Genomic DNA, 18,324 nt, shown 5'->3' with positions numbered 1-18,324 from the left:
TGCATCATTGTAGTTAAGGAGTGGGGCTGTGTGTATAATAATTTCGACATCTATCCCTACCGCCGTGCCGGTAAAAGCACAACGGAAGCGGGTGAAGCTAAGCATGGTTGGGGTAAAAAGAAAAATAAATACCAATTTAACATACCCTGGTCAATGCTTGGACAGGCTTTTACCGGGCGGTGGTTACTTTTGTATCTTACCGCCTTTTTTCTTGGCAGGGCAGTGCTGTTGGGTGAATTGATGCCTTTTGCAGCTGCCATTGTAGCTGCGGCGGCTAAGGTAACACAAGCAACAAATATTCTGGTGCTTATTTCAGTTATTGCCGGGCTGGCCACTGTTACTGACGGAACTGTGTTTATTGGCAATGCCTTGGTAACGGCAGTTACCTATTTGTTGTTGCGTTTTATCCCGGAAATTAAAGAGCGTCAGTGGTATGTTGTTCCCGGGTTGGTATTTGTTACGGTATTAATTGTTAAATGTTCAATTGTGGCTTATAGTACAGGTGATTTATACAGTTATATCAGTATTCTTTTTGAAGGGGTTTTTGCATGTTTGCTGACCATAGCCTTTATGCAGGCTCTGCCTCCGGTTTGGCAGCAGACTGTGCCCGGGCGGATTAGCGGAGAGGCGGTTTTTTGTATGCTGCTGCTGTTAGGCGGGGTTGTGGCCGGAACCGGCGAAATTGCTATTAACGGAGTTACCTTGCGCGGATTGGTTAGCAAATTTATAATTTTATTTTCCGCTTTTGTTGGCGGCATTGGGCTGGGTGCCGCATCAGGGGCGGTAGTAGGCGTGATACCGGGTCTTTTATATGTGGTTGCCCCGGTAATTATCGGTGCGTACTCCTTTGCCGGATTGGTGGCCGGACTTTTGCGGGGATTCGGACGCATTGGGGTAGCTGCCGGCTTTTTGTTGGGCAATATTTTGCTTTCAATTTATATAACCGATTACGGTAATATGCTTGAAGTTATGTTGGAAACGGCAATCGCGGCCATGATTTTTTGTTTAATGCCTGCAGGGTGGGTAGAGAGCATTACTAAAATGTTTTCCTTACCTAAAGGAATAATTAAGTTTCGCCGTCCCACTTTACCGCAGTCACACATCAAGGAAATGACTGCTGCCCGGATGCACAACTGGTCGGTTGTTTTTAATGAGCTGGCAAACAGTTTTGGGCAAATTTCCGCTGCCGTAGAGCGGGCTCAAGAGGAACACGGGTTGGAGCAGTTGTTTGTACAAGTGGGTCAAAAGGTATGTGACGGCTGTGCTTTGTATCGTACCTGTTGGGAAAGGGAATTTTATCGCACCTATCAACAAATTTTGGATTTATTAACCACGGTAGAAATGTACGGCAAGTTAAGTATAGATGATTTGCCTGAACGGATGAAAAAAAGATGTGCTCGCCTAAAAGAAATGGCCATTACAATTACCTGTTTGTATGATAATTTCAAAATGAATAATTACTGGCAAAAAAAATTACTTGACAGCAGAAGCCTGGTATCGGAACAACTTAAAGGTATGTCTAACATTTTAATTAACCTGTCTGAGCAATTGGAAAAAGATTTGGAAATGTCCGGTGAAATAGAAGAGGCTATAATTAAGCGGTTAGGTAAAGAGGGAATAACCGTTAACGATGTATTTACTTTTCACCGCCCTGACGGCGGCGTGGAAGTAGCATTGTCCGTTCCTCCCTGTGGCGGGCAGTTAGTTTGTCAGCATAAAGTAGTGCCGCTGGTGTCGGCAATTACCGGTCAGAATTTAGTTTTAGCTAATACCGGGTGCTGTTTGCAGGAGAAAAGCGAAGAGTGTACATTTAAACTGTATTCATCTCTGGCGTACCGGGTATCAATTGGCTGTGCCACCGCCACCCGAGGCGGGAGTAATATTTCCGGTGACAGTTACAGTACGGTACAGCTTCGAGACGGTAAATATGCACTTTTGCTTTCTGACGGCATGGGTGTGGGATATCGGGCAAACGCTGAAAGTTCTTCCGTTATTACCTTGCTTAAACATTTACTGGAGTCCGGTTTTGAAAAAGATATGGCGGTCAAAACAGTAAACTCAATTCTCGTCTTGCGCTCACCCAATGAAAGCTTTGCCACTGTAGATATGGCAGTTATTGACCTTTATTCCGGAAAAACAGATATTATTAAAATTTGTGCCTGCCCCAGTTACTTAATCAGAGGGGGAGAGGTTTCAATTATAAAATCTAATTCACTGCCGGTGGGCATACTGGAAGATATTGAAGTGGTAACACAAACAAGAAACCTGCAGTCAGAAGATATATTGGTTATGCTTACTGACGGCGTGTTAGATTCTTATCAAGGCAAGGGGGATCCGGAAGAATGGCTGGCAGAAATGTTAAAAGATTTAGCCTACCTGGAACCGCAAGAAATAGCGGAAGTAATTTTACAGGTAATTGATACCGGTTTGAAAAATGCTCAAAAATTATCTGACGATATGACGGTTTTGGTTGCCAAACTAGAGAGAAGCTAGGTAGACAGGCCGTCTTTGGCGCGGGTTATGTCATAATAACAAAAGGGGAATTAACCTGCATTTTGGCACTTTTGCTTTATTTTGCGTTGTTGTGAGCTGACAGTAAAAATTCTTTGTTTTTATGGGAGGAAATTTTTTGTTAATGTGGAAAATTACCTACTATGTCTTTATTTTAGGTGATTAATTTGAATTTGCTTGAAAAAATATACCAGTATATTCAGATAAACAACATGATCCGGCCCCATGACAAAGTGCTGGTAGCCGTTTCCGGCGGGCCAGATTCTGTTGCATTATTGCATATTCTTAATCACTTAAAAGAAAGATTGAAAATAAGCTTACATGCCGCTCATTTAAACCATATGCTGCGGGGAGAAGAATCCCAGGCAGATGCTCAATTTGTCAGAGAACTTTGCAGACAGTGGGAAATACCCTGCACCGATGCGGCAATTGATGTTCCTCGCTATCAGAAGGAGCAGGGTTTGTCATGTGAGGCAGCGGCTAGAGAAGTTCGTTATCGTTTTTTGCTGGAAACAGCAAGCCAATGTCAAGCCCAACGCATTGCATTAGGTCATCATGCTGATGATCAGGCAGAAACAATATTGCTAAATCTTTTGCGGGGTGCCGGTTCCCGGGGATTGTCGGGAATATCCCCGGTGCGTGACGGAATATATATCAGGCCTCTTTTGGAAGTTAGACGTGGGGATATTGAAAAGTATTGTCGAGAGAACCATCTTTCATACCGGATAGACAGTACCAACAGGAAAGCGATTTATCAAAGAAATAAAATAAGAATGCATTTGATACCCTGGTTAGAAAAAGAATATAATCCGGAGATAGTTCTGGCATTGGGAAGGCTGGCCAATCTGCTCCGGGAGGAAGATCGCCTTCTTGAAAAACAGGCCAATGATGCGTTAAAATTATTAACTGTTTTTGACGAACAAGATATTATTTTAAAACAGGAACTATTTATTAATTTACCACTTGCTTTGCAACGGCGGGTTATCCGCCGGGCTTGGGAAAAGTTAGTTGGCAGCAAGAGAAATTTATCTTTTGAGCATGTAGAAGCGATAATTAACATGGCTAACCAAAGATCGCCCAACACTGTTGAACTTCCGGAGGGTATCAACTGTCAAATAGCCTATTCAAAAATAAAATTCCAAAAGCGTTCAAATCGACAGGAAGTTGCAGATTATTGCTATCCCATTAAGATACCGGGTGTGACAAGGCTTCATGAACTTGGTTTAGCAATTACCGCCAAATTATATCATGCTGACGAGATTAAAGTAAATCCGGCAGACCTTCCTGCTAATGAAGCGCTGCTTGATTACAGTAAAACCGGACCGGAGCTCTTTGCCAGAAAACGAAAAAAAGGTGACAAGTTTTACCCTTACGGTGCGACCGGTGCGGTAAAGTTGAAAAAATTTTTTATAAATCAAAAAGTCCCCAGGGAAAAACGCGATTTAATTCCGTTAATTTGCAAGGATAATCAAATTGTATGGGTAGGAGGATTGCGAATTGGGGAATACTGGAAGGTAACAGAGCAAACCAAGGTATTGTTGCACTTAAGATTGGAAAAAACTAACCATGATATTTGATATAATGATAATGTACAAAATAAAAATATAATGCTCCAGGCAAAGGCGGAAAGCATATGAGAGGAGTGGCTTTGGTTGAATAAGGTCTTTAAGAACCTTATGATTTATCTATTAATTGTCTTAGTAATTATATCACTGATCCAATATACATCCCCCACTAATACCGACATTAAAGAATTGCGCTATGACCAGGTTGTATCATACCTGGAGCAGGGACGTATAAGAAACATTGTTTTTCAGGTAGAAGATAACACCAATTACATTACCGGTGTACTTAAAAACAATAATCAGGAATTTTCGTCTAAAGGCTTGTGGCCGGATAATGCTTTGCTGGAACTGGTAAAATCGCAAGGCATACCACATGAAGTTATACCGCCGGAGAAACCGGGTTGGTGGGTAACCCTGTTGACATCTATGCTGCCCATTCTGCTGTTTGTCTTTCTCTTTTTCTTTTTAATGCAGCAATCTCAGGGCGGCGGAAACAGAGTAATGTCATTTGGAAAAAGTCGGGCCAAACTGCACACTGAAGACAAGATCAAAGTGACATTTGATGATGTTGCCGGTGCGGATGAGGAAAAAGAGGAATTGGCTGAAGTGGTGGAATTTCTGAAAAATCCTAAAAAGTTTAACGAACTGGGTGCTAAGATACCGAAAGGGGTGCTGCTGTATGGGCCTCCCGGAACCGGGAAAACATTGTTGGCCCGTGCGGTTGCCGGTGAAGCAGGTGTGCCGTTTTTCAGCATCAGCGGTTCGGATTTTGTAGAGATGTTTGTTGGTGTAGGTGCTTCCAGAGTACGGGATCTTTTTGATCAAGCAAAAAAGAATTCACCTTGCATTGTTTTTATTGATGAAATTGACGCGGTGGGTCGTCAGCGCGGTGCCGGCCTAGGCGGCGGACATGACGAACGGGAGCAAACTTTAAACCAGCTGTTAGTAGAAATGGATGGTTTTAGCCCTAATGAGGGAATAATTATTATAGCTGCCACCAACAGGCCGGATATCTTAGATCCTGCGCTTTTGCGGCCCGGTCGTTTTGACAGACAGATTGTGGTAGATTCGCCGGATGTGGCCGGACGTAAGGAAATCTTAAAGGTTCATACCAGAAATAAGCCGTTGGACGATGACGTTGACCTGGATGTCCTTGCTCGCCGCACTCCCGGGTTTACCGGGGCTGATTTGGCTAACTTGGTAAATGAAGCAGCACTTTTGGCAGCGAGATTTAATAAAAAGAAAATTAGTCAAAGGGAACTGGAAGACAGTATCGAGCGAGTAATTGCCGGCCCGGAGAAGAAGTCCCGGGTAATCAGTGAAAGTGAAAAACGCTTAGTATCTTATCATGAAGCGGGGCATGCTTTGGTGGGCTATTTACTGCCCAATGCAGATCCGGTACATAAGGTTTCCATTATTCCGCGTGGAAGAGCGGGTGGCTATACCTTGCTCCTTCCTAAAGAAGATCGCTACTATATGACCCGTTCAATGCTGCTTGATCAGATAGCGATGCTGTTGGGTGGCCGAGTTGCTGAGGACTTAGTGCTTAAAGAAATCAGTACCGGCGCCCAAAATGACTTGGAACGGGCCACTGAATTAGCCCGCAAAATGATTATGGAATATGGAATGAGCGAACGTTTAGGACCGTTAACATTGGGCCGGAAGCAAGAGGCGGTATTTTTGGGGCGGGACATAGCCCGTGATCGAAATTACAGTGAAGAAGTTGCCTATGCTATAGACGAGGAAGTAAGAAAAATAATTGATAAATGTTACAATGCTGCCAAAAAATATTTGAGCGATCATATTGACGCCCTTCACGCCATTGCCGACAGGTTAATGGAAAAGGAAACAATTGAAGCAGAGGAATTTAGAGAAATAATGGAAGAGTATGGATTAGAGCCAAATCAAGGCAATTAATTATGTAATGTAATAATAAAACTAGCAATAGATATAAGGAGGAAAACTATGGAACGTACTTTTTTAATGATTAAGCCGGACGCGGTTCAAAGGGGCTTAATTGGAGAGATTATCTCCCGTTTTGAAAAAAAAGGCTACAAACTGGTTGGCTTAAAGTTAATGCAGATTGATAAAGAATTAGCGGAGACCCATTACGGAGAACACAAAGGTAAGCCGTTTTTTGCATCACTGGTAGAATACATTACATCCGCACCGGTGGTAGCGATGGTGTGGGAAGGAAAAGAAGTGATTGCAACGGCACGGGAAATGATGGGGGCCACAAACCCGTTAAAAGCTGCGCCGGGAACTATTCGTGGGACTTATGGCATTGATGTTGGGCGCAATATTATCCACGGTTCTGATTCCCCGGCCAGTGCGGAAAGAGAAATTTCCCTGTTCTTTAAACCCGAGGAGCTGCTAAATTACGACAAAACATTAGACAGTTGGATTTATGAATAACAGGAATTAAAGCTAAAGTACTGCGGGCTAAAGGCTTGTGGTACTTTAGCTTTTTTATGTAGGGGCGGTTTCTGATAAAAAGCTTATTGATAAATACCTTATGAGGGAATAGGGCACACTAACCAAAAATATATTAAAAGGGAAGTGGGTGCTATGTCTCTTCGCAAAAAGGAACATACTTTGCAAAGTAAAAGGCTGCACAAAAATAATGTGACCTTTAAGGGTGAACTTGTGGAGCATGAAACAAGTGAAGAACTGTCAGCGGCCGAAATGGCGCCTAAGCAGCGGCAGTTGAAAAACAACCCGCTGAAAACGCCGCCGAATAATTTAACCACTAAAAATAAAAACTATGAGGAAAAAGGATAAAACTGATACCCTTTTATCCCACATTAAAAAATCACTTTTATGCTTAAATGCATAAAAGTGATTTTTTTAAAACCTAGTATATATTTAGTATGATATAATATTTGTAAAAAATATTTACAATAGTTAGGGCTGGCAAGGTGCATAGGCTTATACCTTTTCAATTTATTAATTAAGTAAACAAGATTTATCAACTATAATCGACAATTTATGACAAAACGGTTTATTAGTCCTTTTATCTTTTTCAATTAAGGCATAACTATTAACTTAGCATATAATTTTTTTTAAAATATAGCAGGTATTTTACTTTTAGTAACTAATTATATATATTTAGAGTATTTAAGCAATATTATGTTAATGCTTTTTTACCTTTATTGTCAGCCATATGATTGACGCTTGTATCTGAAATCTTTTATACTATTCATACTGAGCTGAGCAAATTTCAGGGACTCATTTCGTTCACCTTGTGAGCGCTGGAGCTTATGTAGGAAAAAGTTTGAAAATTTTTTATTCGGGGGTGGTAAAGTTTAGAAATTTTTTATTCGGGGGTAACTCTGAATAAAACAAATTATTAATTTATTAATCATGACATTATGTTATTGATATTAGTTTAGTTAACTGAACTAAAATAATTGGAATTTATTAATTGATAATAACAGTTTTTAATGTTGTTTTCCGGCATCTTATTACTTAGGAGGACGGATGTGATGCAAGGATGAGTAAGAAAGTAGGAAGTGTACTGGTATTAGGTGCAGGTATAGCCGGCATCCAGGCTTCATTAGACCTGGCGGAATCAGGATACTACGTGCATTTGGTGGAAAAGAGCCCGGCCATAGGCGGGGTAATGCCGATGTTAGATAAAACATTTCCCACCAACGACTGCTCAATGTGTATCCTATCCCCCAAGCTGGTAGATTGCGGCAGACACCTAAACATTAACGTAATGACCAACAGTGAACTGGTATCCCTGGAAGGAGAAGCGGGCAATTACAAGGCAACAATAAAGACCCATGCCAGATATGTAGACCCGACCAAATGTACGGGTTGCGGTTCCTGTGCCGAAGAATGCCCGGTAAAAGTGGATGACCTGTTCAACCAGGGCTTAAGCAAGCGGAAAGCCATATACAAACAATATGCCCAAGCCTATCCCAATGCATACGCCATAGACAAGACAAAATGCTTGAAATTTAAAAATCCGAAAGCTTGCGGTAAATGCTTAAAAGCCTGCCAAGCAAACGCGATCAATCACCAAATGGAAGACACCGAAACCGTAGTAGAAGTGGGCGCGGTAATCCTAATGCCTGGATTTGAAGTTTACGATGCCACTCAACTTGACTACTACGGCTATGGGAGAATACCGAACGTAGTAACCAGCCTTGAATTCGAACGGATACTTTCCGCATCAGGTCCCTTTGGCGGACACCTGATTCGGCCGTCAGACCACAAAGAACCGAAGAAAATAGCATGGATACAATGCGTAGGTTCCCGGAACTGCAAAAACGACCACGGCTACTGTTCATCGGTATGCTGCATGTACGCTATCAAAGAAGCAATCATAGCCAAAGAACACAGCAAACAAGATTTAGATACGGCCATATTCTTTATGGACATGCGGACCTACGGCAAAGACTTTGAAAAATACTACACCAAAGCGGAAACCCAACAAGGTGTAAGATTTATCAGGAACAGAATTTACGAATTAGAAGAAGGGGAAGACGGCGCGGTAAAAATTCGCTATGCCTTAGAAGACGGCACAATATGTTACGAAGAATTCGACATGGTAGTGCTGTCTGTAGGGTTAAAGCCAAATAAAGAAGCGGTGGAACTGGCAGAGAAACTGGGTGTCAAGCTAAACAAATACAACTTCTGTGAAACCGAGCCGCTGACCGGGATAGCGACCAACAAACCCGGGATTTACGTAGCGGGAGCGTTTTCCGGTCCGCGAGACATACCGGAGACAGTAATGCAGGCCAGCGCGGCAGCAGGAGAAGCCCAGGCCCTGTTGGCAGAAGCCAAAGGGACACTGACCAAAGTAAAAGAATATCCGGAAGAAAAAGACGTAGTTGGCGAAATCATCAGGACAGGGGTATTTGTCTGCCACTGCGGTATCAACATAGGCAGTGTGGTAGACGTACCGAGTGTGGTAGAATATGCCAAGACATTGCCGGGTGTAGTTTATGCTACCGATAAAACATACGCCTGCTCCCAAGATGCTGCCGGACAAATCAAAGAAGCAATAGAAGAATACGGCTTAAACCGGATAGTAGTAGCATCCTGCAGTCCTCGTACTCACGAGCCGATGTTCCAAGAGACACTGAAAGAAGCGGGCTTAAACCCCCATCTATTCGAACTGACTAACATACGTGACCAGTGCTCCTGGGTACACATGAACGAACCGGAAAAAGCGACCGAAAAAGCCAAAGACCTAGTAAAAATGGCAGTAAACAAAGTAAGACTGGCTCAACCGATCTACCCGGTAGAACTGGACATGAATCACGACGTGCTGGTAATCGGCGGCGGGGTATCAGGAATGACCAGTGCCCTAAACATGGCTGCCCAAGGCTACCAAGTATATCTGGTGGAAAAAGAAGCGGAGCTGGGCGGCACTGCCCGTCGGATGCAATACGGCATGCGTGGTGAAGACATTCAGGCCTACCTAAAAGAACTGATCGAAAAGATCACCCAAAACGACAAAATCAAAGTATACACCGGTGTAGAAATAACCGATGTAAGCGGCTTTGTAGGTAACTTCAACACCAAGCTGAGCAACGGGGAAGAACTGCAGCACGGTGTAACAATAATTGCCACCGGTGCAGAAGAATACAAGCCGACAGAATACCTATACGGGGAGAACCACCGGGTAAGAACGCTGTTAGAGCTGGAAGGAGATATTGCCAGAGGGGAGCTCGACAAAGTAAACAACGTAGTACTGATCAACTGCGTTGGTTCAAGGGAAGACGAGCGGCCCTACTGCAGCCGGATTTGCTGCACCAAATCAATCAAACTGGCTTTAAAGATCAAAGAACGTCGTCCGGAAGCCAAAGTATTCATTCTCTACCGTGACATTCGGACATACGGCTTCCATGAAGAGCTGTACACCGAAGCCCGTCAAAAAGGCGTCATCTTCATTCGGTACAGCAAAGACCAAAAACCGGTAGTAGAAAATCCGGGAGACGGTTTGGTAGTAAGAGTAACCGACCACGTACTGGGAGAAGAAATCAGAATCAATACCGACGTAATCGGACTGGCAGCGGCAATTGTACCGCCGGTAGAAAGCAACCAAAAACTATCCAAACTGTTCAAAGTACCGCTGAACGAAGACGGCTTCTTCCTGGAAGCACACCTCAAGCTGCGTCCGGTAGACTTTAGTACAGACGGCGTATTCATGTGCGGGGTAGCCCATGCACCTAAGAACCTGGAAGAATGCATAGCCCAGGCCAAAGCGGCTGCAGGCAGAGCGGCAACAGTGCTGGCAAAAGACCGCGTAACAGTAGAAGGTAAGAGTGCGGTAGTAGACAAGAAGAAATGCGCAGGCTGCGGCACATGCGAAGCAGTATGTCCAGCCAAGGCGGTTCAAATAGATCCGGAAGAAAAAGTGGCCGTGGTAAACGAAGCACTGTGTAAAGGCTGTGGCGCATGTTCGTCATCCTGTCGGTGCGGAGCAATCAACGTCAAAGGCTGCACCAACGAACAAATCATGGCCATGCTGAGTGCGCTTTAAGACAGGAGGGTAGAAAATGGCATACGAACCAAAAGTAGTGGCGTTTTTATGCAACTGGTGTAGTTATGCGGGAGCAGACTTAGCGGGTATTGGCCGTCTCCAATACCCAACCAACCTGCGAGTGGTTCGGATACCCTGCTCCGGTAGAATAAATCCGCTGTTTATCTTTTCAGCATTAAGAAACGGAGCGGACGGGATTTTAGTATCCGGGTGACACCCGGGAGACTGCCACTATGTTAGTGGCAATTACGTAGCCCGTCGGAAATTTGCTCTGTTAAAAAGCATGTTAAACTACATGGGTGTAGAAGAAGACAGAGTAAACTTCACCTGGATTTCCGCGGCAGAAGGCGGAAGATTTGCTGAGGTAGCAACCAAAGTGAGCGAAAGAGTAAAAGAACTTGGCCCTCCCAAAGGGGTCTTTCAAAAAGAGGTGTAGCGGATGCAAGAACTAAGTAAAAAGATACAAGACACCGCCAAAAAACTTTTAGAAGAACAGAAAGCCGACCTGGTGGTGGGGTTTGCCGAAGGAAGCCTGCCGCTCCGCAGCACACCTTACTTTGCCAGGACAGTAGAAGAAGCGGAAAAACTTATCTGGAATGATTACTGCGAAAACAACCTGGCCAACTACCTAAGAGGGCGGGAAGAAAAAGTAGCGGTAGTTGCCAAAGGCTGCGATACCCGTTCAATAGTAGCCTTAATCAAAGAGAACCAGATAAACCGCGACAAACTCTACATTATTGGCATACCCTGCCAAGGCATGATAGACCGCAAAAAAGCAAGCAAATTAGTTGGCGGTAAAGAAATATTAGAAGTAGAAATAAGTGGCGAAGAAGTACTCTTGAAGGGCAAAGGCTTTGAACAAAAAGCGGCAAAGAAAGAACTACTTTACGACACCTGTAGCCGTTGTTCCTACCAAAACCCGGTAATTTACGATGAACTAATCGGAGAAGAACAACCGGCCAAAGAAGTAAGCTTTGCGGAAATAGAAGAGTTTGAAGCACTAAGTGCCGAAGAACGGGCAGCGTTTTTAGCCAAAGAAATGCAAAAATGTATCAGATGCTATGCCTGTCGCAACGCCTGCCCCATGTGCTACTGTCAAGAATGCTTTGTGGACTGCTCCCGTCCGCAGTGGATCAACAAAAGAGCGAGCAGCGTAAAAGACAACCTGATTTTCCAAGGTGTGCGTGTATTCCACCAATTGGGTCGCTGTGCCGACTGCGGTGCCTGTGAAAGAGCATGTCCGATGGATGTCAAGCTTTCCCTTTTGACTCGCAAAGGGGTAAAAGACGTCAAAGAAATCTTTGGCTATGAAGCCGGGCTAAACTTAGAAGATGAACCGGTATTAAACGACTTTAATACCGCAGACCCACAACCGTTCTTGATGAAGGAATGAGGTGAAAAAGGATGAACATAAACAAAAACGAAATTGCCGGATTGCTTGACCAACTGACGAAAGAATACCGGGTATATGCCCCGGTAGAAAAAGAAGGCAACATCGTCTTTGAGGCAATAAAAGAAGGAAGCGAAGTCAAACTGGATGCTCTCACCAAAAAGCCTGCCAAAGAAATCCTTTTCCCTCAGTCCGAAGAACTGTTCAGCTACAGCATGAGCGGAGAAGGTTTAACAATGAAAGACAATATAGACGAAACAAAGACCGTTGCCTTGGGGGTACGCCCCTGTGATGCCAGAGCAATGATGCTGTTAGACAACGTATTCAATAACGACAAATACCAAGACGTATACTACCTGGCCCGTCGGAACAACACCGTGATAATAACCATTGGCTGTAACGAGCCGAAAAGCACCTGTTTTTGCACCTCAGTAGGAGGGGGACCGTTTAACACAGACGGTTCAGACATCATGCTGACCGACATAGGAGAAAGCTACGTAGCGGAAGCAATAACCGAACAAGGGAAAGAACTGCTGGCCAAACTAAACCTAAAAGAAGATGCGGAAGCAAAAGCGGCAGCCGAAAAAATTAAGGCAGCGGCGGAAGTAAGCTGTAAAGTAGACATAGAGGGCATAAAAGAAAAACTGGACGGCATGTTTGAACATGAATACTGGAACAGATTACACGAAAAATGCCTGGGCTGCGGGGCATGCACCTACCTGTGCCCCACCTGCCACTGCTTTGACATAGCAGACGAAGCAACCGACTGCGACGGCTGCCGGGTAAGGAACTGGGATGCCTGCATGTTCCCGCTCTTTACACTGCATGGCTCGGGACACAACCCGCGTCCCAGTGGGAAAGAACGTTTTAGACAAAGAGTAATGCACAAATTTAACTACTTCGTAGACAGATACAATGCTACAGCCTGTGTAGGATGTGGCCGGTGCATCGAAAACTGCCCTGTGAACATGGATATCCGGCAGGTACTGGCGGAAATTAAAGCACAGGACACCGGAAGCGAGGTTGGTTAAGAAATGAATAAAAATAACCCATATTTGCCGATACCGATGAGACTGGTAAAGAACTTTACCGAAACAGAAGACAAACTGATCCACACCTTTACATTAGAATTTATCAACAAAGAAGATGAAGAGAACTTCAAATATATGCCGGGACAGTTTGCCGAAGTAATGGTATACGGGAAAGGCGAAGCACCGTTTGGTATAGCCTCCTCGCCGAACGAACCTGGGATACTGAAATTTTCGGTAGCCAAAGTAGGTGTAGTATCGACAGCGCTGCACCTTTTAGAAGAAGGAAGCATAGTAGGGGTACGTGGCCCGCTGGGGAACTACTACCCGGTAGAAGAATTCAAAGGTAAAAACGTAGTTATTATCGGCGGTGGCTTTGCGTTCACCACGTTGCGCTCTACGATAAAATACCTGCTGGATCCGGTTCGTCGTGGGGACTATGGAGACATAACGGTGATATACGGGGCAAGGAATCCCGGACTGTTGCTGTATAAAGATGAACTAAAAGAGTGGGAAAGCCGCGACGACATCAACATGATAACCACCATCGACCGTCCGGTAGAAGGATGGAAGGGTCGCGTAGGCTTTGTACCGGCAGTAACCAAGGAAGTAGCGCCCAGTGCTGAAAACACGGTATGCATTATCTGCGGACCGCCGGTAATGATTAAGTTTACCCAACCGGTACTGGAAGAACTGGGCTTTAAGCCGGAACAAATCATTATGAGCTTGGAAATGAGAATGAAGTGCGGCTTGGGCATGTGCGGACGCTGCAATATCGGCAGCAAGTACGTGTGCAAAGACGGCCCGGTATTTACTTTAGCTCAACTGAAAAATATGCCTAACGAATATTAAAAAACGGAAAGGGGCGCCTTTTTGGCGCCTGAGTTCCAAATATAAAAACTTGAAAAATTACCCGAAAGCCTTTGAAGGGGAGGAACGACAATGGCTATTAGTGCTGCGAAATTAGACCCTACTTTTACTGAAGAAGTTGCTCAGAAGGTTGGGGCAATTGATTTTACCAGATGTTTAACTTGCGGTATGTGTACTGCCGGATGCGTATATTCCGATGTACACCCGGACAATGATCCGCGCAAATTTTTGCGTAAAATAGTATTAGGTATGCGTGAGGAAACATTAAATGACCCCTTTGTATGGTTCTGCACAATGTGTGAACGCTGTACCGTAGAATGCCCGATGGGTGTAAACATTGCTTTATTGACCAGAACAATTCGCGGTCAGTTTGGTTTACCGCTGCCCGGATTTTTGCAGCAGGTTGTCGATGAAACTATTACTTCCGGCAACCAAATGAACGTGAGCCAAGAGGATTATATTGAAACTTTGGAATGGATTGAAGAAGAATTACAGGAAGAACTTGGAGATCCCAACTATAAGATACCTGTTGGTAAAGAGAATGCTGATTTTCTCTTTGGTTTGAATGCGCGGGAGATTAAGTACTACCCGCACGAACTGCAAGAAATTTTAAAAATCTTCTATTATGCCGGAGCAAACTATACATTAGGCCGGCCGGCAAAGTGGGATGCTACCAACTTGGCTTTGTTCAGTGGCAATAACCACGATTTCTGGAAAATTACTAAACCGATGCTACAAGAGGTTGTAGATCTTAAAGCTAAGGAACTGGTTATAACCGAATGCGGTCACGCCTTTAAGTCAGTGCGCATGGGTTATGATAAGTTTTGGGACGGCCCCAAATTCCCAATCCGCAGTGTAGTTGAACTGTATGCCGATTGGATCCGTGAAGGCAAAATCAAAGTAGATAAGAGCAGAAACCCGAAACCAACCACTTTACACGATCCCTGCAACCTGGTTCGTAAAGAAGGCGTTATGGATCCGCAGCGTTATGTAATGGAAAATGTTTGTGCAGATTTTCGGGATATGAACCCAAATAAAAAATACAATTTCTGCTGTGGCGCCGGTGGCGGTGCACTGGCTATGCCGGAATTTAAAGAGCAGCGCATTAAGAAAGGGAAGCGTAAAGCGGAACAAATTGAGGCTGTTGGTGCGGAAGTAGTAGCTATTCCATGCCACAACTGCATGGACCAGTTTACGGATATTAACAAGGAATATTTCAACAACAAGAAAGAGATGGTCCATATATCTCCGCTTGTTGCTAACGCGTTGGTTATACCGGGAGAAGAAGCTGAAGAAGAGACCGAATAGGGCAGTATAAATACTTGGTTATTACGGCCGTGAGTTGTCAGCATCTCACGGCCGGTATATAACCGATGCAATTTGCTAATTTCCATTATTTTCATATTTTTCTGACATCACTCTATAATGAGAGGACGGATGTGATACAAAGATGAGTAAGAAAGTAGGAAGTGTACTGGTATTAGGTGCAGGTATAGCCGGCATCCAGGCTTCATTAGACCTGGCGGAATCAGGATACTACGTGCATTTGGTGGAAAAGAGCCCGGCCATAGGCGGGGTAATGCCGATGTTAGATAAAACATTTCCCACCAACGACTGCTCAATGTGTATCCTATCCCCCAAGCTGGTAGATTGCGGCAGACACCTAAACATTAACGTAATGACCAACAGTGAACTGGTATCCCTGGAAGGAGAAGCGGGCAATTACAAAGCAACAATAAAGACCCATGCCAGATATGTAGACCCGACCAAATGTACGGGTTGCGGTTCCTGTGCCGAAGAATGCCCGGTAAAAGTGGATGACCTGTTCAACCAGGGCTTAAGCAAGCGGAAAGCCATATACAAACAATATGCCCAAGCCTATCCCAATGCATACGCCATAGACAAGACAAAATGCTTGAAATTTAAAAATCCGAAAGCTTGCGGTAAATGCTTAAAAGCCTGCCAAGCAAACGCGATCAATCACCAAATGGAAGACACCGAAACCGTAGTAGAAGTGGGCGCGGTAATCCTAATGCCTGGATTTGAAGTTTACGATGCCACTCAACTTGACTACTACGGCTATGGGAGAATACCGAACGTAGTAACCAGCCTTGAATTCGAACGGATACTTTCCGCATCAGGTCCCTTTGGCGGACACCTGATTCGGCCGTCAGACCACAAAGAACCGAAGAAAATAGCATGGATACAATGCGTAGGTTCCCGGAACTGCAAAAACGACCACGGCTACTGTTCATCGGTATGCTGCATGTACGCTATCAAAGAAGCAATCATAGCCAAAGAACACAGCAAACAAGATTTAGATACGGCCATATTCTTTATGGACATGCGGACCTACGGCAAAGACTTTGAAAAATACTACACCAAAGCGGAAACCCAACAAGGTGTAAGATTTATCAGGAACAGAATTTACGAATTAGAAGAAGGGGAAGACGGCGCGGTAAAAATTCGCTATGCCTTAGAAGACGGCACAATATGTTACGAAGAATTCGACATGGTAGTGCTGTCTGTAGGGTTAAAGCCAAATAAAGAAGCGGTGGAACTGGCAGAGAAACTGGGTGTCAAGCTAAACAAATACAACTTCTGTGAAACCGAGCCGCTGACCGGGATAGCGACCAACAAACCCGGGATTTACGTAGCGGGAGCGTTTTCCGGTCCGCGAGACATACCGGAGACAGTAATGCAGGCCAGCGCGGCAGCAGGAGAAGCCCAGGCCCTGTTGGCAGAAGCCAAAGGGACACTGACCAAAGTAAAAGAATATCCGGAAGAAAAAGACGTAGTTGGCGAAATCATCAGGACAGGGGTATTTGTCTGCCACTGCGGTATCAACATAGGCAGTGTGGTAGACGTACCGAGTGTGGTAGAATATGCCAAGACATTGCCGGGTGTAGTTTATGCTACCGATAAAACATACGCCTGCTCCCAAGATGCTGCCGGACAAATCAAAGAAGCAATAGAAGAATACGGCTTAAACCGGATAGTAGTAGCATCCTGCAGTCCTCGTACTCACGAGCCGATGTTCCAAGAGACACTGAAAGAAGCGGGCTTAAACCCCCATCTATTCGAACTGACTAACATACGTGACCAGTGCTCCTGGGTACACATGAACGAACCGGAAAAAGCGACCGAAAAAGCCAAAGACCTAGTAAAAATGGCAGTAAACAAAGTAAGACTGGCTCAACCGATCTACCCGGTAGAACTGGACATGAATCACGACGTGCTGGTAATCGGCGGCGGGGTATCAGGAATGACCAGTGCCCTAAACATGGCTGCCCAAGGCTACCAAGTATATCTGGTGGAAAAAGAAGCGGAGCTGGGCGGCACTGCCCGTCGGATGCAATACGGCATGCGTGGTGAAGACATTCAGGCCTACCTAAAAGAACTGATCGAAAAGATCACCCAAAACGACAAAATCAAAGTATACACCGGTGTAGAAATAACCGATGTAAGCGGCTTTGTAGGTAACTTCAACACCAAGCTGAGCAACGGGGAAGAACTGCAGCACGGTGTAACAATAATTGCCACCGGTGCAGAAGAATACAAGCCGACAGAATACCTATACGGGGAGAACCACCGGGTAAGAACGCTGTTAGAGCTGGAAGGAGATATTGCCAGAGGGGAGCTCGACAAAGTAAACAACGTAGTACTGATCAACTGCGTTGGTTCAAGGGAAGACGAGCGGCCCTACTGCAGCCGGATTTGCTGCACCAAATCAATCAAACTGGCTTTAAAGATCAAAGAACGTCGTCCGGAAGCCAAAGTATTCATTCTCTACCGTGACATTCGGACATACGGCTTCCATGAAGAGCTGTACACCGAAGCCCGTCAAAAAGGCGTCATCTTCATTCGGTACAGCAAAGACCAAAAACCGGTAGTAGAAAATCCGGGAGACGGTTTGGTAGTAAGAGTAACCGACCACGTACTGGGAGAAGAAATCAGAATCAATACCGACGTAATCGGACTGGCAGCGGCAATTGTACCGCCGGTAGAAAGCAACCAAAAACTATCCAAACTGTTCAAAGTACCGCTGAACGAAGACGGCTTCTTCCTGGAAGCACACCTCAAGCTGCGTCCGGTAGACTTTAGTACAGACGGCGTATTCATGTGCGGGGTAGCCCATGCACCTAAGAACCTGGAAGAATGCATAGCCCAGGCCAAAGCGGCTGCAGGCAGAGCGGCAACAGTGCTGGCAAAAGACCGCGTAACAGTAGAAGGTAAGAGTGCGGTAGTAGACAAGAAGAAATGCGCAGGCTGCGGCACATGCGAAGCAGTATGTCCAGCCAAGGCGGTTCAAATAGATCCGGAAGAAAAAGTGGCCGTGGTAAACGAAGCACTGTGTAAAGGCTGTGGCGCATGTTCGTCATCCTGTCGGTGCGGAGCAATCAACGTCAAAGGCTGCACCAACGAACAAATCATGGCCATGCTGAGTGCGCTTTAAGACAG

General features: G+C 44.9%; 12 protein-coding genes. All 12 read left to right on the top strand.

Translation table 11 applies throughout. The features are described 5' to 3' along the window. Positions 1-30 precede the first annotated feature (30 nt). The 12 genes from spoIIE to ACZ5NG_RS10755 all read left to right on the top strand — a co-directional run bounded on the left by spoIIE (position 31) and on the right by ACZ5NG_RS10755 (position 18,319). Positions 31-2,493, top strand: coding sequence for a stage II sporulation protein E (spoIIE, locus tag ACZ5NG_RS10810; RefSeq protein ID WP_464251802.1), 2,463 nt, complete (start codon positions 31-33; stop codon positions 2,491-2,493). A gap of 185 nt (positions 2,494-2,678) precedes the next feature. Continuing rightward, a complete protein-coding gene (gene tilS / locus ACZ5NG_RS10805; RefSeq protein ID WP_464251801.1) occupies positions 2,679-4,088 on the top strand; it encodes a tRNA lysidine(34) synthetase TilS in 1,410 nt (469 codons plus the stop codon). Positions 4,089-4,163: 75 nt separating this feature from the next. Continuing rightward, positions 4,164-5,993, top strand: coding sequence for an ATP-dependent zinc metalloprotease FtsH (gene ftsH, locus ACZ5NG_RS10800; protein WP_464251800.1), 1,830 nt, complete (start codon positions 4,164-4,166; stop codon positions 5,991-5,993). 48 nt (positions 5,994-6,041) lie between these two features. Next, positions 6,042-6,491 carry a nucleoside-diphosphate kinase gene (ndk, locus tag ACZ5NG_RS10795; protein ID WP_464251799.1) on the top strand — a complete coding sequence of 150 codons (450 nt, stop codon included), beginning with the start codon at positions 6,042-6,044 and terminating at the stop codon, positions 6,489-6,491. A 153-nt stretch (positions 6,492-6,644) separates the two neighbouring features. Then, positions 6,645-6,857: a hypothetical protein gene (locus tag ACZ5NG_RS10790; protein ID WP_464251798.1), complete on the top strand. Its 213-nt coding sequence runs from the start codon at positions 6,645-6,647 to the stop codon at positions 6,855-6,857. A gap of 712 nt (positions 6,858-7,569) precedes the next feature. After that, complete coding sequence (locus ACZ5NG_RS10785) at positions 7,570-10,575, top strand: FAD-dependent oxidoreductase (protein WP_464251796.1); 3,006 nt, start codon at positions 7,570-7,572, stop codon at positions 10,573-10,575. Between the two features lie 16 nt (positions 10,576-10,591). After that, positions 10,592-11,011, top strand: a complete 420-nt coding sequence (locus ACZ5NG_RS10780) for a hydrogenase iron-sulfur subunit (RefSeq protein WP_464251795.1) — start codon at positions 10,592-10,594, stop codon at positions 11,009-11,011. A gap of 3 nt (positions 11,012-11,014) precedes the next feature. Further along, entirely contained in the window at positions 11,015-11,968 is a 954-nt protein-coding gene (locus tag ACZ5NG_RS10775) for a 4Fe-4S dicluster domain-containing protein (protein ID WP_464251794.1), read from the top strand. 11 nt (positions 11,969-11,979) lie between these two features. Further along, a complete protein-coding gene (locus tag ACZ5NG_RS10770; protein ID WP_464251793.1) occupies positions 11,980-12,996 on the top strand; it encodes a 4Fe-4S dicluster domain-containing protein in 1,017 nt (338 codons plus the stop codon). 3 nt (positions 12,997-12,999) lie between these two features. Beyond that, entirely contained in the window at positions 13,000-13,845 is an 846-nt protein-coding gene (locus tag ACZ5NG_RS10765) for an FAD/NAD(P)-binding protein (protein ID WP_464251792.1), read from the top strand. 90 nt (positions 13,846-13,935) lie between these two features. Further along, the gene (locus ACZ5NG_RS10760; RefSeq protein ID WP_464251797.1) at positions 13,936-15,171 is read left to right on the top strand and encodes a (Fe-S)-binding protein; all 1,236 of its coding nucleotides are present in this window, start codon (positions 13,936-13,938) and stop codon (positions 15,169-15,171) included. 142 nt (positions 15,172-15,313) lie between these two features. After that, positions 15,314-18,319, top strand: a complete 3,006-nt coding sequence (locus ACZ5NG_RS10755; protein ID WP_464251796.1) for an FAD-dependent oxidoreductase — start codon at positions 15,314-15,316, stop codon at positions 18,317-18,319. Positions 18,320-18,324: the final 5 nt, after the last annotated feature.

The sequence above is a fragment of the Desulfovectis peckii genome (genome assembly GCF_055391705.1).
The sequence above is the reverse complement of the archived record's forward strand: the minus strand, read 5'-3'. Positions and strand labels throughout refer to the sequence as shown.